This is a genomic window from Rathayibacter sp. VKM Ac-2759, from assembly GCF_009834225.1.
GTDB lineage: Bacteria > Actinomycetota > Actinomycetes > Actinomycetales > Microbacteriaceae > Rathayibacter.
This window is the reverse complement of the sequence record NZ_CP047176.1, coordinates 2,744,954-2,766,979: the sequence shown is the minus strand read 5'-3', so window position 1 is coordinate 2,766,979 and position 22,026 is coordinate 2,744,954. Positions and strand designations below refer to the sequence as shown.

The window sequence follows — 22,026 nt, the reverse complement described above, 5'->3', positions numbered from 1 at the left end:
TACCCTCGAACGCATGGGAGTTCTGTTCTCGCTGCTGACCGTCGTGCTGATGGTGCTGGCGCTGGTGGATGTCGTGCGTCAGCCGGACAATGTGGTCCGCAACCTGCCCAAGATCTTCTGGATCCTGCTGATCGTCTTCATCCCGCTGATCGGCGTGACGCTGTGGTTCGTGCTCGGACACGACTGGAAGAAGGGCGACGGCGCCTCCTTCGTGCCCGGTGGGCAGAGGACGCGGTTACGCCGCCCGAAGACGCCGCCGCCCACGATCGTGATGCGCCCGGCTGCGAAGAGCACCGAGGAGCAGCTCGCCGACCTCGAGCGCGAGGAGGCGCACTACGCGCGTCTCGCCGAGGAGCAGCGCCGCCGCCGGGAGGGCGAGCGCCCGCAGGACGCCTGACCTCCCGGCGTCTCGCTCAGCCGGTCGTCGCGAAGTTCGACGCGCTCCACTGCACCGACGCGATCTTGGCCTGGCCGGCGATGCTCGGGTGGAAGTAGTCGACCGTTCCGATCAGCGCCTTCGTGACCGGGGTCGCCGTGAGCGCGCCTCCGTCGTAGTCGCAGAGCGGGCCGGCGGCGGCGCACGCCTTCTGCAGAGCGCTGTTGTACTGCGTGGTGCGGGTCTTGGCGGCGGTCGCGGAGGCGGCGGCCGCGGCGGTGCTGAGGCGGCCGCCGGTGGCGCTCACCCCGCGGGTCGTGCGGCAGAGCTTGCCGGAGGCCCAGATGACGGAGCCGACTCCGCCCTTGACGACCGCCCACTCCGCGGCGACGTTCGGCATCGACGAGAGCACGATCTTCGCGCTGGGCCAGGTCGTGCGGATCTTGGTGATCGCGGCGCTGGCGTTGGTGCTGAAGGTCGCGGCGGTGGTCATCGTGTAGCCGTCGGCGGCGACGGGGTTGCTGGCGGAGCAGAGGTCGTTGCCTCCGATCAGGAGCGTGACGACGTCGGGGCGCACGCCCGCGGCGACGGCCGCGTCGATGCGGGCGGGGACTCCGGCGACGAGGCTGCCCGTCTGCGCGAAGTTCGCGGTGGTGACCGTGGTGCCCGGGTTCGCGGTGCGCAGGCGCGAGGCGAACGAGACGACGGTCGTGTTGGTGCCGGTCGACCAGTTGTTGCGGGGGCAGTCGGCGAACTGGCCGCAGGTGCCGTAGGCCTGGGTGATCGAGTCGCCGAGGCTGAGCACCGAGAGGGGCCCCGTGGCGGCTGAGGCGGCGCCGGTGGGCACCAGTGCCGCCGCGAGGGCGAGGACGGCGCCGGTGGCGAGAGCGCGCAGGCGGCGACTCCCGGGGCGGCGCGGCGATGTGGGCAGGGGGAGTCGCATGGGGAACCGCTCTCGGTCGGGGGTCGGCGGTAGGGGCCGCCGCTGCCGACGTTAGGGGAGCGCGAATCCGAGCGGACCTGCGCGATTGACCCCAGAAGGGGGCTTTCTATCGCGTGGGCCGGAGCACGCGCACGCGGCTCAGCGCCCAGACCAGCGCGCCGGAGAGGAGGAAGGCGACCGCGATGATGACGACGTAGACCGCGACGGTGCCGTAGCCGTTCGCCGGATCGAGGAACGGGTAGGGCACCCAGCCGTCGGTCGCCCCGCGGACGAGCACGACGACGAGCCAGACGATCGGATAGACGATCACGATCCAGAGGCGCCGCCAGGGCAGGGCCGGACGGTCGGCGAACAGGATCCAGTCGAGGAGTCCGTAGATCGGGAAGAGCAGGTGCATGACGGTGTTCGCCCAGGGGAGCGCCACTCCGCCGGCCAGACCCACGAGCAGCGTGTTGTAGACGAGGCCGACGACGACGATGTAGCCGGTGGCGGCACCGCGGGCGATCGCCAGACTCCGCCCGGTCACGGCCGTCGCGAGCAGGAGCACGGCCAGGAGGATGTTGCCCTGGATCGTGAAGAAGCCGAAGAAGTTGAACGGCAGCAGGGGAGTTCGCGACGCGGTGTCGACGGCGGTCGCGACGACCGCGGTGAGCACGGTCAGCGCGACCACGATCCGGAGGGCCGCGACGCCTCTGCGCGGTCCGGCGGCGGAGGGGTGCGGCGTCATTCCCCGAGCCTAGCTAGCCTGATCCGATGCTGACCATCGGTGTCGACCTCGCCGCCGAGCCGGCCCGCACGGCGCTCGCCGCCCTCGAGTGGCGGGACGGACGCGCGCGGGTGCTCTCGCTCTCGCTCGACGCGGGCGACGACGAGATCGTCGCGCTCTCGCGGCCCGCGACGACGATCGGCATCGACTGCGCCTTCGGCTGGCCGCTCGAGTTCGCCGCGTTCGTCTCGGCGCACACTCGCCGCGAGATCGCTCCGCGCACGCTCGCCGGCCGCGACTGGCGCCGCCGCCTCGCGTACCGGGAGACGGATCGCGCCGCCCGCGAGGTGACCGGCCGCTGGCCGCTCAGCGTCTCCACCGATCGTCTCGGCATGACGGCGATGCGCTGCGCGGAGCTGCTCGACGCGTTCGCGGCCGCGGGCGAGGAGGTCGACCGCTCGGGTGCGGGGCGGCTCGTCGAGGCGTACCCGGCGGCGGCGCTGCGGCACTGGGGGATCGAGACGACCGGCTACAAGACGCGACCGGAGGCGGTCGCGCTCGCCGTCGAGGCGCTACGGAGAGCGGCGCCGTGGCTCGACGCCTCCGCCGGTGTGCTCGCCCTGATGTCTCGCTCGAACGACGCGTTCGATGCGGTGATCGCCGCGCTGAACGCGCGCGCGCACGCCCTGGGCGAGACGCTGCCGGTGCCCGAGCACCTGCGCGAGGCGGCCGAGGCCGAGGGCTGGATCGCGCTGCCGACCGGGCCGCTCGACGGACTCGTCAGCTGACGGCGAGCGGACGGATCAGGCGTGCGGCCGCGGCCTCGGCGGCGCGCTCGGCCTCCTCGACGGTCGTGAAGAGGGCGTCGGAGACGAGGCGCGGGTCGGAGGCGAGGCAGGGGTCGATCTCGAGGCGGAACCGGGGCAGCTCTGCCCCGGGGACGACCACGATCCTGACTCCGTTCCGGCTCCATCGCGCGGGTTGGATGATGGGGATCTGTGTCATGGTGCTCTTTCGCGTGCATCGTGCGCGGGTGGCTTCCGCCTCGACCGCGCTCACTCACGCTATGTCGCGAGACGGGATGCGCGAACGGGGTTGACCTCCCGACATCTGCGGAGTAACTCGGTCACCGTCCGGAGAGTGCGCGGTGCGCTCCCCGGACGGCGGCGCCCTCGCGCTCGAGGGCCGCGGCGAGCTCGTCCTCGAGGTCCGTGTCGGCGGGCTCGGAGCCCCGGGGCGGGACGACGCCGCGCTTCCGCCGGCTGTGCACCGCGAGGATCGCGAGGATCGCCAGGGCGAAGACGGCGAGCCCGGTCGCTCCGATCGGGAGGGCGACCGTGCCCAGATCCCCCGCGACCGCGCCCGCCTCGTCCGTCACGGTGAGGGTCACGCGGGCGTCGGCGGGGATGCCGTCGGCGTCCTGCTGCTGCGCGACCTCGTCGAGGAACAAGGAGACCGTGGCGCGCGAGAGCTCGACGGCCCGGTCGGGGTCGAGCGACGTGCCGATGATCGTGAGGATGGGGAGCGACATGCGGCCGGGGTTGCTCTCGGTCCGGTAGGGCTGGGAGGTGCGGCGGACGGCTCCGATGCTCTCGCGCTCGCCGAGCGGGCCCACGCGGTCAGCGACCTGGGCGCGCACGGCCGTGCCGCTGACGAGATAGGCGTAGACGGCCGCTGTGGCGCTGAGGTCCTCGGTCTGCGCTGCGCTCGTCCCCGGCTCCGCCTCGACACCCGGGGCCGCGGCGGCGTACGGCGAGCGGGGCCCGCCGCCGAGGAGCACGGTCACGCCGGAGCTGTACTCGCGGTCGCCGCGGTACTCCAGTGCACCGTCCTTCAGATCGAAGTGGGCGACGAGGGCGACGACGACGGCGAGCACCACGGCGCCCAGGACGGCGGGGCGGTAGTGCCAGAGGACACGGAGGTAGGCCGGGATTTCCACGGGCACAGCCTGCGGGGCGGCGCCTTTCGCCAGCCTGAACAGCCTGCCGCTCGTGCGACATCGGCGAGCAGCGCGAGAGGAGCCGTCTCAGTCGACGTCGTGCGCGACCGGGAGCCTGATCTCGAGCCGCGCCCCGCCGAGCGGCGCGTCGAGGAGCCGGGCGGAGCCTCCGCCCGCCCTCGCGGCCTCGGCGATGATCGCCAGCCCGAGCCCGGTGCCGCCGGTGTCGCGCGCGCGGGCGTCGTCGCGCCGCTCGAAGCGGCGGAAGACGCGCTCGCGGTCTTCCTCCGGGACCCCGGAGCCGTCGTCGTCGACCCAGACGACCGCCTCTCCGGCGCGCTGGCACACGGTGAAGGCCACGGCGGAGGCGGCGTGCCGGCGCGCGTTGTCCGCCGCGTTCCGCACGGCGCTGCGCAGCAGCAGCTCGTCGCCGAGCACCTGGGCGGGCCCGACGCCGTCGGTCCGCACGTCCACGCCCAGAGCGCGCAGGCGTCGCGCCTCGAGCAGGACGAGATCGTCGAGGTCGACCTCCTCCGCACCGGGGGCGCCCTCGTCGACACGGGCGAGCAGCAGGAGGCCCGCCACCAGCGCCTGCATCCGCTCGGCCTCGTCGTCCACGACCTGCGCGAGCTCGGCGAGCGGCACCGCGCCCGGATGCTTCAGGGCGACCTGCGCGTGCTGGCGAATCGCGGCGACGGGAGAGCGCAGCTCGTGCGAGGCGTTCGAGACGAAGGCGCGCTGCGCCGTCTGCGAGCGCTGCAGCCGCTCGAGCATGCCGTTCATCGTGCGCGCGAGGCGGGCGATCTCGTCGCGCCCGTGCGGCTCCTGCACGCGCCGCTCGAGATCGGCGGTCTCGATCGCCTCGACGTCGGAGCGGATGCGCTCCACCGGCCGCAGCGACCGGCCGACGACGAACCACACCAGCGCGCCGACGACGACGGTCACCAGGGGCACGGCGACGGCGAGCAGCGCGGCCGCCGAGGCCGCGGCGTCGTCCGCACCCGCGAGTGTGCGCGCGACGACCACGGTCTCGCGCGGGTCGGCACCGAGCTGGAGGCCGGCGGACCGCACGACGAACCGCGTGCCTCCGATGCTCGTGATCGTCGGCTCGTCGGCCACGGGCAGTGGCACGGCGTAGACGAAGTCGTCGTCGGCCACGGCGATCACCGAGCCCTCGCGCTGCAGCTGGATCACCACCTCGTCGGCGTTGTACCGGGGGAGGCGGCCGGCGTTCTCGGTGTCGTTCGCGATCTGCGACGCCTGCTGGCCGGCGGTGAACGCCTCCGCGTCGACGAGCGAGCGCTGCAGCAGCCCGACGAAGGCGACCGCTCCCACGACGAGGACCGCGAGGATCGCCGCGGCGACGAAGGCCGTCAGGCGCACGCGGATGCTCCACTCGCGCCGGCCGCGCTCAGGCACCGCCGCCCTCGACGAGGCGGTAGCCGGCCCCGCGGAGGGTCGTGATCGACTCCGTGCCGAAGGGCCGGTCGAGCTTCGCGCGCAACCGCGCCACGTAGACCTCGACGATGTTCATGTCGCCGTCGAACTGGTCGTCCCAGACCCCCTCGAGGATCTCGCGCTTGGCGACGACGCGATCGCGGTTGCGGGCGAGGAAGTCGAGCACCGAGAACTCGCGCGAGGTCAGCCGCACGGGGACGCCGCCGCGCGACACCTCGCGCACCGTCGGGTCGATGACGAGATCGCCGAGGCGGTGCACGACGGGTCGCTCGGGGCGGCCGCGGCGCACGAGGGCCCGGAGGCGCGCCACCAGCACCGAGTGCTCCAGCGGCTTCACGACGTAGTCGTCGGCGCCGGCGTCGAGCCCCTCGATCTGGTCGCCGTCGCCGTCCTTGGCCGTCAGCAGGAGGACCGGGGTCCAGACTCCCTCGTCGCGGAGCGTGCGGCAGAGGGCGAACCCGCTGAGCCCGGGCATCATCAGATCGACGACGAGCGCGTCGTAGGCGGTCTCGCGCGCGCGCCAGAGCCCGTCGACCCCGTCATGCGCCAGATCGACCGAGAAGCCCTCGGCCTCGAGCCCCCGCCGGACGCCGTCGGCGAAGCGCACCTCGTCGTCGACCACCAGGATGCGCATCCCTCGAGTATCGCCGCTCGGGGTGTCAGTCGAGGTGGTCGAGGGTGTCGCTGATGGTGCGCAGGCACTCGATGAGCACCGACATCTGCCGGCCGTCGAGGTTCGCGAGGATCTCGCTCTCGGCGGCGACGAGGTGGCGCATCGCCTCGTCGACGCGCTTGGTGCCGCGGGGGGTGAGCGAGACGATCTTGCTCCGCGAGTCGGCCGCGTTCTGCTCGCGCACCACGAGACCGCGGGCGCCGAGGCGGTCGACGCGGCTCGCGAGATTGCCGCTCGAGATGCCCAGGCGGAGGGAGAGGACGGACGGGGTCACGCCGCTCGCCCCGGTCTGCCGCAGGATCGAGAGCAGCTCGAACTCCCACGGGGCGAGGTCGCTGGCGGCGAAGGACTGACGGCGGATCTCCTGCACGCGCGGGCTGAGGCGCCGCAGCCGCGAGACGACGTCCAGGGGAGCGAAGTCGAGATCGGGCAGGGCGTCGGCCCACGCGTCGATCACCAGATCGACATCGTCGTCTTCGCGCATGCCTCCGATTATCCCGGCGCCTCCGCCGCCCGGCGACCGCTGGTGGGCGGGGCCTCCGGCGCCTACCCTGGGCGGCCTCGCCCGGCGCAGCCGGGAGGACTCACCACCCCGTCGTCAGCACCTCGTCGAGCTGGTCGGCGAAGAAGTCCGCGCTCTCCGCGGTGAAGCAGAGCGGCGGCTTGATCTTGAGCACGCACTGACGGTCGGAGGTGGGCTGCACGATCACGCCGCGCTCGCGGAGGCGCTCGCAGATCGCGCGGGTCTCCTCCGTGGCGGGCTCGAGCGTCTCGCGGTCGCGCACCAGCTCGAGGCCGAGGTAGAGGCCGTGTCCGTGCACGGCGCCGATGAGCGGGTGCCGCTCGGCCAGCTCCTCGAGCCGCGCCCGGAGGTGGGCGCCGACGACGGACGCGTTCTGCTGCAGCTGCTCGCCCTCGATCACGTCGAGCACGGTGAGGCCGACCACCGAGCTGACGGGGCTGCCTCCCGCGGAGGAGAAGAAGTACCCCTGCGAGCGGTAGTGCTCGGCGATCTCGCGCGTGGTGATCACCGCGCCGAGCGGATGCCCGTTGCCCATCGCCTTCGCGACGGCGACCACGTCCGGGACCACGGCCTGCTGCTCGAACCCCCAGAACCACTCGCCGAGCCGGCCGTAGCTCACCTGCACCTCGTCGGCGATGCAGAGCCCGCCGTGCGCGCGGACGGCCGGGTACACCGCCGCGAGGTAGCCGTCCGGCAGCGGGATGCCGCCCGCGTTGCCGTAGTAGGTCTCGGCGATGAGCCCGCCCGGGGGAGTGCCGTCCGCCGCGAGCGCGTGGATGCGCTCCACCGCCTCCGTCGCGTAGCGGTGGGCGTCGGCGCCGCGGTGCGTGCCGCGGTAGCTGTTGGGCGCGTCGAGGGTGTGCACCCACGGCGGTCGGGTCGCGAGCGCGTCGGGGTTGTCGGCCACGGAGGTGGAGACGGCGTCGGAGAGCCCGGACCAGCCGTGGTACGCCTCCCGGACCGCGAGGACGTCGTCGCGGCCCGACCAGGCGCGGGCGATGCGCAGGGCGAGATCGGTCGCCTCCGTCCCGCTGTTGACGAGGAGGACGGAGTCGAGACCCTCGGGCAGCAGCGCCGCCAGGCGCTCGGAGAACTCGCCGATCGCCGGGTACGAGAAGCGCGAGTTGGTGTTGAGCAGCCGCCACTGCCGCTCGACGCGCTCGGCGAGCAGCGGATGCCCGTGCCCGATCGACGAGACGTTGTTGAGCACGTCGAGGTGCACGCGGCCGGAGTCGTCGACCAGGTGCTCGCGCCAGCCGCGCAGCATCGTCGGCGGTTCGGCGAAGTAGTGCTCCTGCACGTCGGCGAGGTGCGCGACGCGGCGCTCGAGGACGGAGCGGTCGGGCCGCGGGGCGGGCAGCTCGCGGCCGAGGAGCAGCGGCGTCGGGTCGATCAGGACGTCGAGCCACGCGTCGGCCCACGAGGGCTCGGCGAAGAACGGCGCATCGTCGATCGCGAGGGGCAGGGCCTGGGCCCGGAGGATCCCGGAGGCGGTGCCGAGCGGATCGCCCGCCGCGACGGTGCCGGTCGCCGCGGTCTCCACTCCGCTGAGCACCAGGCGGACGTCGGCGGCGACCAGGGTGACGCTGCCGGGAGCGGCGGCGACGATCTCGGCGTCGAACGGCGAGACCAGGGCCGACGGCTCGGCGAGGTGCACCTCGACGCCCAGCGCGGTGGTCGCGGGCTCGTGCGCCGCGTGCGGGCGGGCGCGGGTCAGGCGGCGCTCGCCGTAGCGGAGGACAGCGTCACCTCCTCGGGCGAGGGTGCTCTCGGCGTCGTCGTCGAGCCAGCGCCCGCCGTCGAGGAGGGCGCTCTCGGGGGAGAGGTCGACGACGACGGGATCGATGCCGAGCGCGGGCGTCGTGCCGGCGATGGTCGGGGCCGGGGTCTCGCGTCCGAGGGCTCGGCGGACGAGCGCCTGCAGCACCGGGAGCGGCGCGGCGGTCGCGCGCTCGAGGATGAGGCGCTCGTGCTCGAGGTTCTCGCGGGCGTAGTCGTTGCCCGGGTCCTGCGCGAGCACGTCGTGCGCGCTGACGACCAGCACCGCGGCGCGCAGGATCACGAGCGGCCAGAGCGCCTCGATCTCGGGGTTGGACAGCGGGCGCTCGGCGTCGTAGGCGGCCGCCGCGCGGAGAACCGTCGGTGCCGAGGCGTCGGCGTGGTGCAGGAGCGAGGAGATCGTGATCGCCAGCTCGCCGACCGCCCAGCCCGCGCCGAGATCGCCGAAGTCGATCACTCCGTCGGGCAGCGGACCGCCGTCGACCACGACGTTGTCGTCGGTCAGATCGCCGTGGATCAGCTGCACCGGCAGCGCCTCCGCGAGCGGGTCCACCACCGCGCGCGCCTGGGCGACCGCGTCGCGGATCACCCTCGCGGAGCGCCGCGGGACCCGGGAGATCAGGGCGTCGACGACGTCGACCGCCCGGCGGAGATCCCACTGGCCCGGCTCGTCGAGGTCGTCGAGCGGCTGCACAGCGAGCGCCAGATCGACCTGCGCGGCCAGCGTCCCCATCGCGCGGACGACGGCGGGGGAGAGGTAGCCCGAGCCGGACAGCGTACGGCCGGGCACGAAGTCGAGCAGCCGAGCGACGCCTCCGCCCTCCTCGTGCAGGGCCCGGCCGTCGCGGTCGGGGCGGGCGCGCGGCAGGCGCAGGTCGGGCAGGTGCTCGGCGAGCCGAGCCACCGCCTCCGTCTGCGCGGCGACGACCCGGAGCGGGGTCGCCGGGTTCGCGATCTTGAGCAGGAGGCGGTCGCCGACCAGCACGTTGCGGTCCTGATTGCTGCCGAGCTCGCGCAGCGGTCCCTCCACGGCGTAGCGGTCGCGGAGGAACGCGGCGGCGGCGCGCTCGTCGAGCGGCGGAGGGGGCGGCGGGGCGGCGAAGGGATCGGACGGCATGCGGAGTCCTGTCGTGCGGGGAGCGGGTGCCTCCATGATCGCGCGTGACGGCCGCGCGCGGCGATCGATCGGTCGCGAACGGCTCCCGCCGGCCGGTCGGACAGGCCGTCCGCGACGGATCGACCGGGCGCGGACCGGGTGGACGAGTGCCCGCGCCTAGGCCGGCGCGTACGCCGCCGGGTCGAAGCGCCCGAGCTCCTCGCGGAACGCGAAGGCGAAGTCGGGCCAGAGCAGGGTCAGGCGGCGGCTCGCCGCGTCGACGTACCAGCTCTCGCAGCCGCCGTTCGTCCAGACGGTGTCGGCGCTCAGCGCATCCACCCGCGCGACGGAGGCGGCCTCGGCCTCGGCGGTGACCTCGAGCACGTCGATCCCGGAGGTCTCCCGGTGATCGAGCGCGGCGAGCACGTAGTCGATCTGCGTCTCGATCATGTGGATCGCGGAGTTGTGGCCGAGACTCGCGTTGGGCCCGTTGATCACGAAGAGGTTCGGGAAGCCGTGGACCGTGGTCGAGTCGTAGGCCGACATCCCATCGGCCCAGCGGTCGGCGAGCAGCAGTCCGTCGCGGCCGCGGATCCGGCGGGCGAAGGGCGGTCGCGTGGAGTGGAAGCCGGTCGCGAAGACCAGCACGTCGACCTCGTGGGCGGCCCCGTCGTCGCCGATCGCCGACGAGCCCTCGATGCGGCGGAGGGGGCTCGGCACCACGCGGACGTGCGGCCCGGTCAGCGCGGGGTAGTAGTCGTCCGAGAGCAGCACCCGCTTGCAGCCGATCTCGTAGTCGGGCGTGAGCACGGCGCGGAGGTCCGGGTCGGCGACCTGCCCGGCGAGGTGGCCGAACGCCTCCGCTCGCAGCCGGTCGATCGCGGCGGGCACGCCGACGCGACCAGCGAAGCCGAGCTCGGCCCGCCAGAAGAGGTCCTCGCGGAGGCGCTCGAGCGCGCCGGGCACGCGGGCGAGCGTCCGGCGCTCCTCGAGCGGGTACTCGCGGTTGCGCCGCGGCACGACGTAGGGCGCCGAGCGCTGGAAGAGCACGACCGACGCCGCCCGCTCGGCCAGGTGCGGCACGATCTGCACGGCGGACGCCCCCGAGCCGACGATGCCGACCCGCGCGCCGTCGAGGTCGACGTCGTGCCGCCAGCGAGCGGAGTGGAACGCCGGCCCCGCGAACGCGTCGAGCCCCGGGATCGCCGGCAGCCGCGGCTCCGACAGCCGCCCCGCGCACACCACGAGCACCGCGGCGGTCCACTCGCCCTGCGAGGTGTCCACGCGCCATCGCCGCGACGACTCGTCGAACACCATCTCGAGCACCTCGGTGCCGAGCCGCAGGTGCGCGGTCAGCCGCTCGCGCTCGACGACCCGCTCGAGGTAGCCCTGGATCTCGGCGCCCGGCGCGTAGAAGGCCGACCAGTCCGGCTCCGGCGCGAAGGAGTACGAGTAGAGGTGCGAGGGGATGTCGCACGAGACGTTCGGGTAGTCGTTGTCGCGCCACGTCCCGCCGACGCGCTCGGCGCGCTCGAGCACCGCGAAGGAGGCGCCGCCGCGGCGCGCGAGGCGGGTCGCGGCGCCGATCCCGGCGAACCCGGCGCCGATGATCAGGACGTCGACGTCCATCAGACCCTCATCCGCGGCAGGACGGAGCCTGCCGGGTCGCGCCGCGGGTCGGCGAGGAAGTGCTCGAGCACGGCGAGCAGCTCGGCGGGGCGCTCGGCGAGTACCGCGTGGCCGGAGTCGACCACCGCGTACCGGGCGTCGTCGATCGCACCGAGCAGCGCCTCCGCGCCCTCGACACCCACGACGGAGTCGGCGGTGCAGCCGACCACGAGCACCGGGATGCGGAGGCGACCGGCCGCCGCGCTCGAGTCGGCGCGGGCGGCCTCGACGAGCAGGTCGGAGTCGACGGCGAGCGGCGAGGGGTGTCCGGGGCCGAGCGCGGCGGGCGAGCGGACGGCGACCAGGCGCGCGAGATCCGCGCGGGCCTCCGCAGGCAGCGTCCGCCAGAGCCGGGCCAGCGTGACGAGCCGCTCGGTCGGCCGCAGCCAGCCGGCGACGAGGGCGAGGGCCCGGACGCGCGCATCGGCCCCGGCCGCGGCGATCGCGACCGCGGAGCCGAGCGAGTGGCCGATGATGACCGCCTCGCGGGCGCCGAGGTGGTCGAGCACCGCGCTCACCGCGCCCGCGTGATCGTCGAGCCCCTCGAGATCGAGGGCCGCGACCCTCCGCCGACGCGCGAGCATCGGGAGCAGCAGGGCCGTGTCGTCCTGCAGGCCCCGGCCCGGCCCGGTGACCAGGAGCACGACGGACGCGTCGGGACGCCCCGCGGTGAGCAGCCGGACGGGACGCCCGCCGACGAGGATCGACTCGTCGCTGACGACCGAGGCCTGGCGCTCGAGGAACTCGGCGCGCCGGGTCATGACACGCGGCGGATCCGCGACTCGCGCACCGGGAGCAGCGGTCGCACGACCGGCCGCAGCACCCGCTCGGCCGCGACGCTCCCGTAGTCGGTGGTCCGCTGCCGCCACGGCCGGCCGAGCTCGCCCGCGATCCGGGCCACGGTCGCGATGTCGAGCGAGCGGTGCGCCTCCGCGCCCAGCTCGGGGGTCGACCCGTCGAGCAGCAGGCCGCCGAGGTCGTCGGCCCCGCCGCGCAGGAGGACCTGCGAGGCGTGCAGTCCGAGCTTGGTCCACGCGGTCTGCACGTGGGCGATGCGGCCGTGCAGGAGGAGGCGCGCCACCGCGTGCACGGCCCGCGTCTCGCGCAGGGTCGGCCCGCCGCGCGTCGCGCGGACGACCGCGGGAGGCGCCTCCGCCGGCACGAACGGCATGGCGATGAACTCGGTGAAGCCGCCCGTCTCGTCCTGGATCCCGGCGAGGGTGCGCAGGTGCGCGATCTGCTGCTCCGGCGTCTCGACGTGGCCGTAGACCATCGTCGCGGTCGAGCGCAGCCCGGCGCGGTGGGCGGCGGTGACCGACTCCCGCCAGGCCGCGACGCTCGGGTCCGTCCCCTCGCTGAGGAGGCGGCGGACGTCGTCGTCGAGGATCCGCGCGGCGGTGCCCGGGACCGAGTCGACTCCGGCTCCGCGCAGCGCCGCGAGCATCGCGGGCACGGTGCGCCCCGTCCGCGCAGCGGCGTCGAGGATCTCGGCCGGCCGGAACGCGTGCAGATGCAGCGAGGGCTGGCGCGCCTTCAGCGTCCGCGCGATCAGGAGGAGGTCGTCGCCCGAGTGCTCGGCCGGCAGGGCGCCCTGGAGGCAGAGCTCGGTCGCGCCGAGCGACACGGCCTCGTCGGCGAGGGATCCGAGCCGCTCGGTGCTCAGACCTCCCGCGCCCCACAGCGACGTGTCGACGTTGCGATTGGCGACCACGCTGATCGCGTCCCCGACCGCCTCGCGGCGCACGTCGTCCGCGAGCGCGGCGAGCGCCTCCAGGTCGTCGCCGTCGGCGGCCAGCAGGGCCAGGTAGTCGGAGTCGTCGAGTCCGGCGGGGTCGAGAGCGGCGCGCGCGAGGACAGCGGAGAGCGTCGGAGCCTGCACGCGCGTCGGCGCGTCGAGCGACTCGCGGTACGCCCGCGGCAGCACCGCGGCCGCCTCGTCGGCGAGCCACGACTCCCGGTCGGCGAGCGCGAGCACGTAGGGCTCGACGCGCGGGTCGATCCAGGTCGCGGCGTCGCGGAGGTACTGCGGGTGCGCGGTGAGACGCTCGTGCAGCGTGTACCCCGCGTTCGCGGTCAGGCGCGCGAGGTCGTCGATGTTCGGCCAGGGGCGCTCGGGGTTCACGTGATCGGCGGTCAGCGGGCTGACGCCGCCCCAGTCGTCGATCCCGGCGCGGATGAGCAGCCCCAGCTCCTGCTCGTCGGTCAGGTTCGGCGGCGCCTGGATCGTCACGTCGGCGCCGACGACCAGCCGCGCGACGGCGACGTTGGCGACGTACTCCTGCAGCTCGAGGTCGACCTCGTTCTGCATCGCCGTGCGCGGCTTCGCGCGGAAGTTCTGCACGATGCACTCCTGCACGTGACCCCAGCGCTCGTGCGACTCGCGGATCGCGAACAGCGCGTCGGCGCGCTCGGCGTCGTTCTCGCCGATGCCCAGCAGAACGCCGGTGGTGAAGGGGATGCGGCTGCGGCCGGCGTCCTCGAGCACCCGGAGGCGGAGCGCGGGGTCCTTGTCGGGAGACCCGTAGTGCACGCCGCCCTTCTCGGACCACAGCCGACCGGCGGTCGTCTCGAGCATCATGCCCATCGACGGCGCGACCGGCCGGAGGCGCTGCAGCTCGGCCCACGACATCACGCCGGGGTTGAGGTGCGTGACCATGCCCGTCTCGCTCATCACGAGCACCGCCATGGCGCGCACGTACTCGAGCGTCGACGAGTAGCCGTGCTCGGCGAGCCAGGCCCGCGCGACCGGCCAGCGGTCCTCGGGGCGGTCGCCGAGGGTGAACAGCGCCTCCTTGCAGCCGAGCGCGGCTCCGGCGCGCGCGACCTCGAGGATCTCCTCCGGCTCCATGAACGTCGACTCGCGCTTGGCGGCGAGGCCGCCGGGAGTCTCGACGAACACGCAGTAGTGGCAGCGGTCGCGGCACAGCTTGGTCAGCGGGACGAAGACCTTGCGCGAGTACGTGATCACGCCGGGGCGGCCGCGGCGGGCGAGCCCCTCGTCGCGCAGGCGCCCCGCGGCGTCCAGGAGCGCGTCGAGATCGGCGCCGCGCGCCGAGAGCAGGATCTCGGCCGTGGCGCGCGTGATCGGCTCGCCCTCGGCGAGGCGGGCGAGGACGTCGGCCGTGGGGGCGGTCATGCGGCTCTTCCGGAGGGGTCGGCCGACGCGGAGTCGGCGGGGGAGGAGGTCGGGCGGCTCAGAGCGCGCGCAGTCGCGGCGCCAGATCGCGCTCGAAGGCGTCGAAGAAGCGCTGCTGGTCGTCGCCCGGCGCGTGGAACACCAGGTGGGTGAAGCCGGCGTCGACGTAGGGCTTGATCTGCGCGACCGTCTCGTCGGGGTCGGAGCCGACGATCCAGCGCTTGGCGACCTGCTCGATCGGCAGCTCGTCGGCGGCGTTCTCCATGTCGACCGGGTCGGTCAGGGAGTGCTTCTGCTCGGGAGTCAGCGACAGCGGCGCCCAGAAGCGCGTGTTCTCGAGCGCGAGGGCGGGGTCGGTGTCGTACGAGAGCTTGATCTCGATCATCCGGTCGATGCCCGCGGAGTCGCGCCCGCCGGCCGCCGCGCCCTCCTCGACCGCGGGGAGCAGCTTCTCGGTGTAGAGCTCCATGCCCTTGCCGGAGGTGCAGATGAAGCCGTCGCCCGCCCGGCCGGCGTACTTCGCGACGACAGGGCCGCCCGCGGCGATGTAGACCGGGACGCCGTCCTCGGGCTTGTCGTAGATCGACGCCTCGTGGGTGGAGTAGTACTCGCCGTCGAAGGTGACGCGGTCGCCGGCCCACAGGGCGCGCATGAGGCGCACGGCTTCGCGCAGGCGCGCGAAGCGCTCCTTGAAGTCGGGCCAGGTCTGCTCGCCCGCACCCTGGTAGCCGGTGGCGACCTCGTTGAGCGCCTCTCCGGTGCCGACGCCGAGCATGATGCGGTCGGGGTAGAGCACGCCGAGCGTGCCGAAGGCCTGCGCGATCACGGCCGGGTTGTAGCGGTAGTGCGGAGTCATGACGGAGGTGCCGAGGCGGATGGTCGACGTCCGCTCCCCGGCCGCCGCGAGCCACGCGAGCGAGAACGGCGCGTGGCCGCCGGTGTGGCGCCAGGGCTGGAAGTGGTCGGAGACGACGGCGCTCTCGAAGCCGTGCCGCTCGGCGGCGACCGCGAGCTCGACGAGCTCACGCGCCCCGAACTGCTCCGCCGATGCCTTGTACCCGAGCGTGATCGTCATCTGCAGCCTTCGTCAGAGGGTGGGGCCGCCCCGACTCGAGGCGGCCCTTCCATTCTGCGCCTGTGCGGGAGGCGATCGGGACGCGTCAGGCGGACGGACCGGCGATGTTGACCATCCAGTTCACTCCGTAGCGGTCGGTGAGCATCCCGAACCGGTCGCCCCACGGCGAGTCCGAGAGCGGCATCGAGACGGAGCCGCCGTCGGCCAGGGAGTCCCAGTAGCCGCTCAGCTCGGCGTCGTCGTCGCCGAACAGCGAGACGGTGATCCGGGAGCCCTCCTCGTAGGTCATCGAGCTCGGGGTGTCGGACGCCATCAGGATCAGGCCGTTCGGCGTGGTCAGCTGCGAGTGCATGATCAGGTCCTGCTCGGCCGGATCCTCGCTCGCGTGGAAGTCGGCGAAGGTGCTCGACTGCAGCTCCCCTCCGAAGACCGATCGGTAGAACTCCATCGCCTCGCGAGCGTTGTCGCGGAAGCCGATGTAGGGGCTGAGACTGGTGGACATGGGGCGCCTTCCTGTCGGGAACGCGCCCAGTATCGACCCGGCCGAGCCCGCGGGCAACGACCCGATTCAGACCTCCGCGCGTGTCGGGGGGTTCGCGCCCGCGCGCGACGTCGTGATGCCGGCGACCCGCGCCGCCCAGTGCCCGATCGCCCGGAGCGACGGCTCGTCGAGCAGCATCCCGTTCGGCGCGCCCAGGCCCTGACGGAACGCCTCGTCGAGGATCGCCCCCATCGCGGAGTCCCCCGCGCCGATCGTGTCGGCGACGACGATCCGCGCGGCCGGCACGGTCGCCCGGGCGCCGGCGGAGGCGAGCAGCAGCCCGTCGGCGCCGCGGGTCACCACGGCGAGCTGCGCGCCGAGCGAGAGCAGGCGCGTCAGCACCTCGTCGAGCTGCATCGTCGGGTAGAGCCACTCGGCGTCCTCGTCGCTGAGCTTGACGATCTCGCAGGCCGCCGCGACGCGCTCGAAGCGCGCGAGGGCGTCACGGTGCTCGCCGACGAGGGCGGGGCGGATGTTCGCGTCCACGCTCGCCGTGACGCCGGCGGGCAGCGCCTCGAGGAGCTCGAGCACCGCGGAGCCGCCCGGCTCGAGGTAGACCGCGATGGACCCGGTGTGCACGTGGGAGGCCCGGGTCGGGTCCGCGGCGGGCGGGTTCCAGGAGAGGTCGAAGACGTACTCGGCCGAGCCGTCCTCGCGGAGCACCGCGCGGGCGGTCGAGGTGCGCTCGGAGTCGCCGCGGAGCACCTCGACCCCCGAGGCGCCGAGGTGCTCGGCGATGCGCCGGCCGCGGGTGTCGTCGGCGATGTCGGTGACGAGCGTCGCCTCGCGCCCGAGCCGGGCGAGGGTCAGCGCGACGTTGGCGGGAGACCCGCCCACGTGCTCGGTGCTCGCGCCGTCGCGCTCGACGATGTCGATCAGCGCTTCGCCGATGACGAGGACTCGGGGCGCCGCGCTGTCGCGGCCGTTGTCGGAGGACATGCCGCCATCATGCCGCGTCGCGCGGCATCGGGGTGAGAGGCCGTGCGCACGCGATCGCGCGAGCGGCGACTCCGCCGGTCAGCCTCGGTCGCCGGCGCCGGCGAGCACCTCGTCGACCGTCGTGAGCGTGATCAGCGGCGCGTACAGGGCCATGGCGTCCAGCGCCCGCCGGTGGTCGGCCTCGGAGGCGCCCGCGCACGCGTCCGCCACCACCCTCACGTGGACTCCCGCGTCCGCCGCGGCGAGCGCCGTCGACAGCACGCAGCAGTCGGTCGAGACGCCGGTGAGGACCAGCTCGCGGGACGCGTCGAGGGCTGACTCGAGCTCGGACCCCCACTTGCCGAACGTCGTCGCCGTCACCGTCCGGTGCCCCTCGAACCCGTCGACCAGTTCGTAGAGACGGTCGCCCTCCGGCACGAGTGCGAACGGCCAGTCGCGGTAGTAGGGGATCCACGCGCCGGTCGGCTCGGCCGGCGCGACGAAGCGGGTCGTCACGACGCGCTCGCCGAAGGCCGGGATCAGGCGCCGGGTGCCCTCCGCCGCCCGGGCGAACTCGCCGGAACCCCACGGCGACTCCGGATCGGCGAAGACGTGCTGCAGGTCGATCGCGACCAGGAGGCTCATGCGTCGCGCTCCTGCCGGCGCACGGCCGACCGCGAGAGCAGGAGCGTGCCCGCGAAGCCGATGACGAGCGCCACCAGCACGCCGAGGTTCGCCCCCGCCCACGCGCCGTCGCGACCGCCGATGGGCCCGAGCAGGTAGCCCTCCCACTCGAAGCCGGGGGCGTAGCTGACGACGAGCCCCCAGCCGATGACCGAGCCGATCACGACGAGCAGGACCGGAGCGATCGAGACGCTGCCGTAGCGCCCGCGGGAGTCGTAGAGCGCCTCCTGGTCGTAGTCGCGGCGGCGGAGGACCAGATCGGCGAGGAACACGCCGAGCCAGCCGGCGATCGGGACGCCGAGGGTGATCAGGAAGCCCTGGAACGGGCCGAGGAAGTCGCCCGCGATGAACACCACGTAGATCGCGCCGAGCACCATCAGCACGCCGTCGATGCCGGCGGCGACCGGGCGCGAGACCTTGAGGCCGGTGCTCAGCAGCGCGAGGCCCGACGAGTAGATGTCCATGACCGCGCCGCCGATCAGCCCGAGGAGCGCCACGACGATGAACGGGAGCAGGAACCAGGTCGGCAGGATGCTCGCGAGGGCGCCGATCGGGTCGGCGGCGATCGCGTCCGAGAGATCGCTCGACGACGCCGCGAGCAGCAGGCCCACGACCACCAGCACGACCGGCGCGACCGCGCCGCCGACGGTGGTCCAGCCGATCACGCCCGCGGTGCGCGCCGTGCGGGGCAGGTAGCGGGAGTAGTCGGCCGCCGCGTTTACCCAGCCGAGCCCGAAGCCCGTCATCATGAACACGAGGCCGCCGATGACGGATGCGCCCGAGCCGGCGGGGAGGCTCGCCACCGCGTCCAGGTCGATGCGGTCGAGCACGAGGACGACGTAGACCACGGTGAGCACCGCGGTGGCGATGGTGATCGCGAGCTGCAGCCGCATGATCAGCCGGAAGCCTGCGATCCCCGCGACCACGATCAGGGCGGCGACGACGATCAGCGCGACGACCTTGGTCAGCACGCCGCCGTCCCAGCCGAACTCCTCGAACACGGTCGCGGTCGCGAGCACCGCGAGCGAGGCGAGGACCGTCTCCCAGCCCACGGTGAGCAGCCACGAGATCACCGCGATCAGGCGGTTCCCGTCGACGCCGAAGGCCGCCCGGCTGAGCACCATCGTCGGGGCGGAGCCGCGCTTGCCCGCCACCGCGACGAACCCGCAGAAGAGGAAGGAGAGCACGATGCCCACCACGCTCACCGCGGTCGCCTGCCAGAACGAGAGCCCGAAGCCGAGCAGGAACGAGCCGTAGCTCAGCCCGAGCACCGACACGTTGGAGGCGAACCACGGCCAGAACAGGTCGCGCGGGCGGCCGTGCCGCTCCGACTCCTGGATCGTGTCGAGCCCGTTGAGCTCGATGCCGCCTGCGGGGCGGACGGACGGTTCGGGAGAGGTCATCGCATCCCTCGTTCTCGCGCGGAGTGGCGCCGGAGCGCCGACGGTGCATCGAATCTATCCCCGCCGGGGCGGCCGATCGGCCGGAGTCCGCGATCAGGGGCGTCTAGTCGCCTGTGGAGGAGCGATCCAGCAGCCGGCGCAGCGTCTCGAGGTCGTCGGCCACGCGCGCGCAGTCGTCATCCCACTCGTCGAGGGTCATCCCCGGCCGCCGGCGGACCGTGAACGCGACCTCCGCCCCGTCGCCGTTCACCAGGATCCGCAGCGGATTGTCGACCGAGGTCCCGTCGGGCAGCGTGACCACGTGATCCGCCACGCCGAACGGATTGCGCGGAGCGAAGCGCACCTCGACGCGCCCCATCGGCGAGTCGGCGAACCAGCGGCCGTCCGCCTCCTCGACCGACGCGGAGGCGAGTCCCTCGGCCCAGAGCGGCAGGTTCGCGGGGTCGACGACGAAGTCGTACACCTCGGTGGCCGGGGCGTCGATCACGACGCCCACCGGGCGGGATTCGAACAGGGTCATCGGAGTGTCCTCTCGTCGTCGGCCTCGGCCGCGAAGCTCGCGACCAGGAGCGAGGCGAGGGTGATCCGCTCGAGGATCCCCTCGATGCTCACCGACTCGCCGCGGGCGTGCGCACCCTCGCCGGGAGCGCCCAGTCCGTCGAGCACCGGGATGCCGAGCGCCGCGATCAGGTTGCCGTCGCTGGCGCCTCCCACCGCGGTCTCGGTCAGCGGGAGGTCGATGGTGCGCGCGATCCGCTCGGCGCGGCGGAACAGCGCCGCGACGGCGGCCGTCCGCTCGAAGACCGGGCGCTGCCACGAGCCGCGCACCTCGATCCGGATCCGCGGGTCCGACGCCTCGAGCGCGTTCATCTCGGCCTCCACCCGCGCCGCCTCCGCCGAGCCGCGGATCCGCGCCTCGAGCTCGAGGCGCACCCGCCCGGTCGTGACATTGACGCGCTGGCCACCGCCGACCAGCCCGATGTTGACGGTGGTGCCGGCGTCGGGCCGTGCGATGGCCAGGATGCGGGGGATGAGCTCGCCGAGCTCGTGGATCGCGCTCGCGCCCTTCTCGGGCTCGACCCCCGCGTGCGCCTCCACCCCGACGATGTCGACCACGAAGTTGCCGATGCCCTTGCGCGCGGTCTTCACCGCGTCGCCGATGGCGCCCTCGAAGACGAGTGCCGCCTCCGCCCCCCTGCTCTGGCGCTCGAGGAACCCCCGGGAGGAGAGGCTGCCCACCTCCTCGTCGCCGTTGACCACGAGGCGCACGGCGGGGTGGTCGAGGCGCGCGTGCCGCAGCGCCGCGACCAGCCAGACCATCTGCACGAGGCCGACCTTCATGTCGTAGGTGCCGGGTCCGCTCAGCCGGTCGCCGTCGACGGCGAAGGGCCACGAGCGGGTGGTGCCGAGCGGCCAGACGGTGTCGTAGTGGCCGAGCAGCGCGAGGAACGGGCGGGAGCCGCGGGCGCCGCGGCCGGGGGACGAGCCCTGGAAGGTCCAGCTGGTGGCGCGCGGAGCGTCCTGCTCGCGGAGGTGCTCGACCTCGGCCGCGTGGCCGAGGCGCTCGCCGACCCAGTGCACGAGGTAGGCGTGCAGCTCCTCGAGCGCCTCCAGCGAGTCGCTGGGGCTCTCGATCATGACCAGGTGGCGGATGTCGTCGAGGATGTGGCCGCGGTTGTCGCGGAGGAAGGTGCGCACGCGCGCGGCGTCGGCGGCATCGGGGAAGGTCACCGTACCCGGAGTACCAGAGTGGGCGCGCCGGCGCGAACCGGGCGCCCCGGACTGAACCGCCGGGCCCCCCGCTACGTTGAAAGGAGAGAGGTGGAGATGTCCGAGGATCAGGCCGAGATGCTGCGTGCGCTGCACGACGAGCACTCCGCTGCGCTGTGGAGGTTCGTCCTCCGGCTCACCGGAGACCGCCATCTCGCCGAGGACGTGGTCCAGGAGGCGCTGCTGCGCGCCTGGAAGCACCCCGAGATCCTCGCTCAGGGCGAGTCCGCAGCCCGCTCCTGGCTCTACACCGTCGCCCGCAACCTCGTCATCGACGACCGCCGGAGCGCCCGCCACGCCCGCGAGTTCGGCACCGACGAGGTCCCCGAGCGCGCGCACGCCGACCGCACCGACCAGGTGCTCGACGCCTGGCTGCTCTCGGACGCGCTGAGCGGGATCAGCCACGACCACCGCGCCGTCATCGTGCACGCCTACTACGGCGGGCGCAGCGTCAGCGAGATCGCCGAGCTGCTCGGTATCGCTCCCGGCACGGTCAAGTCGCGGATGCACTACGGGATGCGGGCGCTCAAGCTCGCCCTGCAGGAGCGGGGGGTGACCGAGCTGTGAGCGACGAGATCCAGCACGAGGACGAGTACCGCGACTGGGACGCGGCCTACCTGCTCGGCGCGCTCTCGGCGAGCGACCGCCGGGCCTACGAGCTGCACCTGCGCGCGTGCCGGGGCTGCCGCGACGGGCTCGCCGAGTTCGTCCCCCTGCCGGGGCTGCTCGCCCACCTCCCGCACGACGAGGCTCTGAGCCTGCTCGAGGCACCCGAGGAGCGCCGGCTCGAGGCCGCGCCGCCCGCGCTCCTGCCGAGACTCGCCGCGACCGCCGCCTCCGTCCGCCGGCGAACGCACTGGAGGATCGCCGGTCTCGTCCTCGCCGCGGCCGGAGTCTCGGCCGCGGCCGCCCTCGCGCTCCCGCTCGTGGTCGGCCCGTCGCTCCCGTCCGTCGAGACCGCGGGCGCCACCGTCTCGCTGGCGAGCGCCCCCGGTGTGCCGGTCGAGGCGACGGTGCAGTTCGTCTCGGAGGAGTGGGGCACGCGGATCGACATGGACTGCAGCTGGGGCGCGCCGGCCGGTGACACCGGCTCGTACCCGGGAGGCGTCGGCTACGTCATGTACGTGACCGACACGTCGGGCGCGACCGAGCCCGTCGGATCGTGGACCAGCACGCCGGGCAGCACCATGCACCCGACCCTCGCCACCGGCCTCGCCCTCGCCGAGATCGCGGCTGTCGAGGTCCGCGTGCAGGACTCCGGCGACGTCATCCTGACCGGATCGCCCTGACCGGTGCGGCCGGATTCCCAGGTGAGGACACCCGACACTGAGTAGCTTC

The 22,026-nt window shown here is 73.8% G+C and carries 22 protein-coding genes; 4 read left to right on the top strand and 18 right to left on the bottom strand.

Going from position 1 to position 22,026, the window contains the following annotated elements; translation table 11 throughout:
* Positions 1-13: 13 nt before the first annotated feature.
* Complete coding sequence (locus GSU68_RS12790) at positions 14-397, top strand: PLD nuclease N-terminal domain-containing protein (protein WP_159908912.1); 384 nt, start codon at positions 14-16, stop codon at positions 395-397.
* Between the two features lie 16 nt (positions 398-413).
* Here GSU68_RS12790 and GSU68_RS12785 read toward each other — a convergent pair whose 3' ends face one another.
* Both GSU68_RS12785 and GSU68_RS12780 read right to left on the bottom strand, forming a co-directional pair.
* A complete protein-coding gene (locus tag GSU68_RS12785; RefSeq protein WP_159908910.1) occupies positions 414-1,319 on the bottom strand; it encodes a GDSL-type esterase/lipase family protein in 906 nt (301 codons plus the stop codon).
* A gap of 106 nt (positions 1,320-1,425) precedes the next feature.
* Positions 1,426-2,046 carry a Pr6Pr family membrane protein gene (locus GSU68_RS12780; protein ID WP_159908908.1) on the bottom strand — a complete coding sequence of 207 codons (621 nt, stop codon included), beginning with the start codon at positions 2,044-2,046 and terminating at the stop codon, positions 1,426-1,428.
* A 26-nt stretch (positions 2,047-2,072) separates the two neighbouring features.
* On the opposite strand from GSU68_RS12780, the gene GSU68_RS12775 reads away from it, so the two are divergent.
* Complete coding sequence (locus GSU68_RS12775) at positions 2,073-2,813, top strand: DUF429 domain-containing protein (RefSeq protein ID WP_159908906.1); 741 nt, start codon at positions 2,073-2,075, stop codon at positions 2,811-2,813.
* Here the strand turns inward: GSU68_RS12775 and GSU68_RS12770 are convergent.
* The 16 genes from GSU68_RS12770 to GSU68_RS12695 all read right to left on the bottom strand — a co-directional run bounded on the left by GSU68_RS12770 (position 2,806) and on the right by GSU68_RS12695 (position 20,649).
* Entirely contained in the window at positions 2,806-3,030 is a 225-nt protein-coding gene (locus tag GSU68_RS12770) for a hypothetical protein (protein WP_159908904.1), read from the bottom strand. The genes GSU68_RS12775 and GSU68_RS12770 overlap by 8 nt on opposite strands.
* 121 nt (positions 3,031-3,151) lie before the next feature.
* Positions 3,152-3,964, bottom strand: coding sequence for a hypothetical protein (locus GSU68_RS12765; RefSeq protein ID WP_159908902.1), 813 nt, complete (start codon positions 3,962-3,964; stop codon positions 3,152-3,154).
* 87 nt (positions 3,965-4,051) lie between these two features.
* Positions 4,052-5,383, bottom strand: coding sequence for a HAMP domain-containing sensor histidine kinase (locus GSU68_RS12760; RefSeq protein ID WP_159908900.1), 1,332 nt, complete (start codon positions 5,381-5,383; stop codon positions 4,052-4,054).
* The gene (locus tag GSU68_RS12755; RefSeq protein WP_159908898.1) at positions 5,376-6,056 is read right to left on the bottom strand and encodes a response regulator transcription factor; all 681 of its coding nucleotides are present in this window, start codon (positions 6,054-6,056) and stop codon (positions 5,376-5,378) included. The genes GSU68_RS12760 and GSU68_RS12755 overlap by 8 nt, the downstream gene beginning before the upstream one ends.
* 25 nt (positions 6,057-6,081) lie before the next feature.
* Complete coding sequence (locus GSU68_RS12750; protein ID WP_159908896.1) at positions 6,082-6,579, bottom strand: MarR family transcriptional regulator; 498 nt, start codon at positions 6,577-6,579, stop codon at positions 6,082-6,084.
* A 100-nt stretch (positions 6,580-6,679) separates the two neighbouring features.
* Positions 6,680-9,514 carry an aminotransferase gene (locus GSU68_RS12745; protein WP_208544571.1) on the bottom strand — a complete coding sequence of 945 codons (2,835 nt, stop codon included), beginning with the start codon at positions 9,512-9,514 and terminating at the stop codon, positions 6,680-6,682.
* 156 nt (positions 9,515-9,670) lie between these two features.
* Positions 9,671-11,122 carry an NAD(P)/FAD-dependent oxidoreductase gene (locus tag GSU68_RS12740; protein ID WP_159908892.1) on the bottom strand — a complete coding sequence of 484 codons (1,452 nt, stop codon included), beginning with the start codon at positions 11,120-11,122 and terminating at the stop codon, positions 9,671-9,673.
* A complete protein-coding gene (locus GSU68_RS12735) occupies positions 11,122-11,922 on the bottom strand; it encodes an alpha/beta hydrolase (protein WP_159908890.1) in 801 nt (266 codons plus the stop codon). Before GSU68_RS12735 ends, GSU68_RS12740 begins: the two co-directional genes overlap by 1 nt.
* Positions 11,919-14,297 (bottom strand): 7,8-didemethyl-8-hydroxy-5-deazariboflavin synthase CofG, encoded by a 2,379-nt coding sequence (cofG, locus tag GSU68_RS12730; protein ID WP_159908888.1) that lies wholly within the window; start codon positions 14,295-14,297, stop codon positions 11,919-11,921. The genes GSU68_RS12735 and cofG overlap by 4 nt, the downstream gene beginning before the upstream one ends.
* Before the next feature lie 58 nt (positions 14,298-14,355).
* Entirely contained in the window at positions 14,356-15,372 is a 1,017-nt protein-coding gene (gene fgd, locus GSU68_RS12725; RefSeq protein ID WP_208544570.1) for a glucose-6-phosphate dehydrogenase (coenzyme-F420), read from the bottom strand.
* 85 nt (positions 15,373-15,457) lie between these two features.
* Positions 15,458-15,874 carry a VOC family protein gene (locus tag GSU68_RS12720; protein ID WP_159908886.1) on the bottom strand — a complete coding sequence of 139 codons (417 nt, stop codon included), beginning with the start codon at positions 15,872-15,874 and terminating at the stop codon, positions 15,458-15,460.
* A gap of 66 nt (positions 15,875-15,940) precedes the next feature.
* Positions 15,941-16,852, bottom strand: a complete 912-nt coding sequence (locus GSU68_RS12715; protein ID WP_159908884.1) for a carbohydrate kinase — start codon at positions 16,850-16,852, stop codon at positions 15,941-15,943.
* A gap of 78 nt (positions 16,853-16,930) precedes the next feature.
* Complete coding sequence (locus GSU68_RS12710) at positions 16,931-17,476, bottom strand: cysteine hydrolase (protein WP_159908882.1); 546 nt, start codon at positions 17,474-17,476, stop codon at positions 16,931-16,933.
* Positions 17,473-18,918, bottom strand: a complete 1,446-nt coding sequence (locus tag GSU68_RS12705) for a cytosine permease (protein ID WP_159908880.1) — start codon at positions 18,916-18,918, stop codon at positions 17,473-17,475. Before GSU68_RS12705 ends, GSU68_RS12710 begins: the two co-directional genes overlap by 4 nt.
* Before the next feature lie 103 nt (positions 18,919-19,021).
* Positions 19,022-19,438: an SRPBCC family protein gene (locus GSU68_RS12700; protein ID WP_159908878.1), complete on the bottom strand. Its 417-nt coding sequence runs from the start codon at positions 19,436-19,438 to the stop codon at positions 19,022-19,024.
* Positions 19,435-20,649: a M20/M25/M40 family metallo-hydrolase gene (locus GSU68_RS12695; RefSeq protein ID WP_159908876.1), complete on the bottom strand. Its 1,215-nt coding sequence runs from the start codon at positions 20,647-20,649 to the stop codon at positions 19,435-19,437. Before GSU68_RS12695 ends, GSU68_RS12700 begins: the two co-directional genes overlap by 4 nt.
* Positions 20,650-20,745: 96 nt before the next feature.
* On the opposite strand from GSU68_RS12695, the gene GSU68_RS12690 reads away from it, so the two are divergent.
* Together GSU68_RS12690 and GSU68_RS12685 are read left to right on the top strand one after the other, a co-directional pair.
* Entirely contained in the window at positions 20,746-21,255 is a 510-nt protein-coding gene (locus GSU68_RS12690; RefSeq protein ID WP_159908874.1) for a sigma-70 family RNA polymerase sigma factor, read from the top strand.
* Positions 21,252-21,977 (top strand): zf-HC2 domain-containing protein, encoded by a 726-nt coding sequence (locus tag GSU68_RS12685; protein WP_159908872.1) that lies wholly within the window; start codon positions 21,252-21,254, stop codon positions 21,975-21,977. Before GSU68_RS12690 ends, GSU68_RS12685 begins: the two co-directional genes overlap by 4 nt.
* Positions 21,978-22,026: the final 49 nt, after the last annotated feature.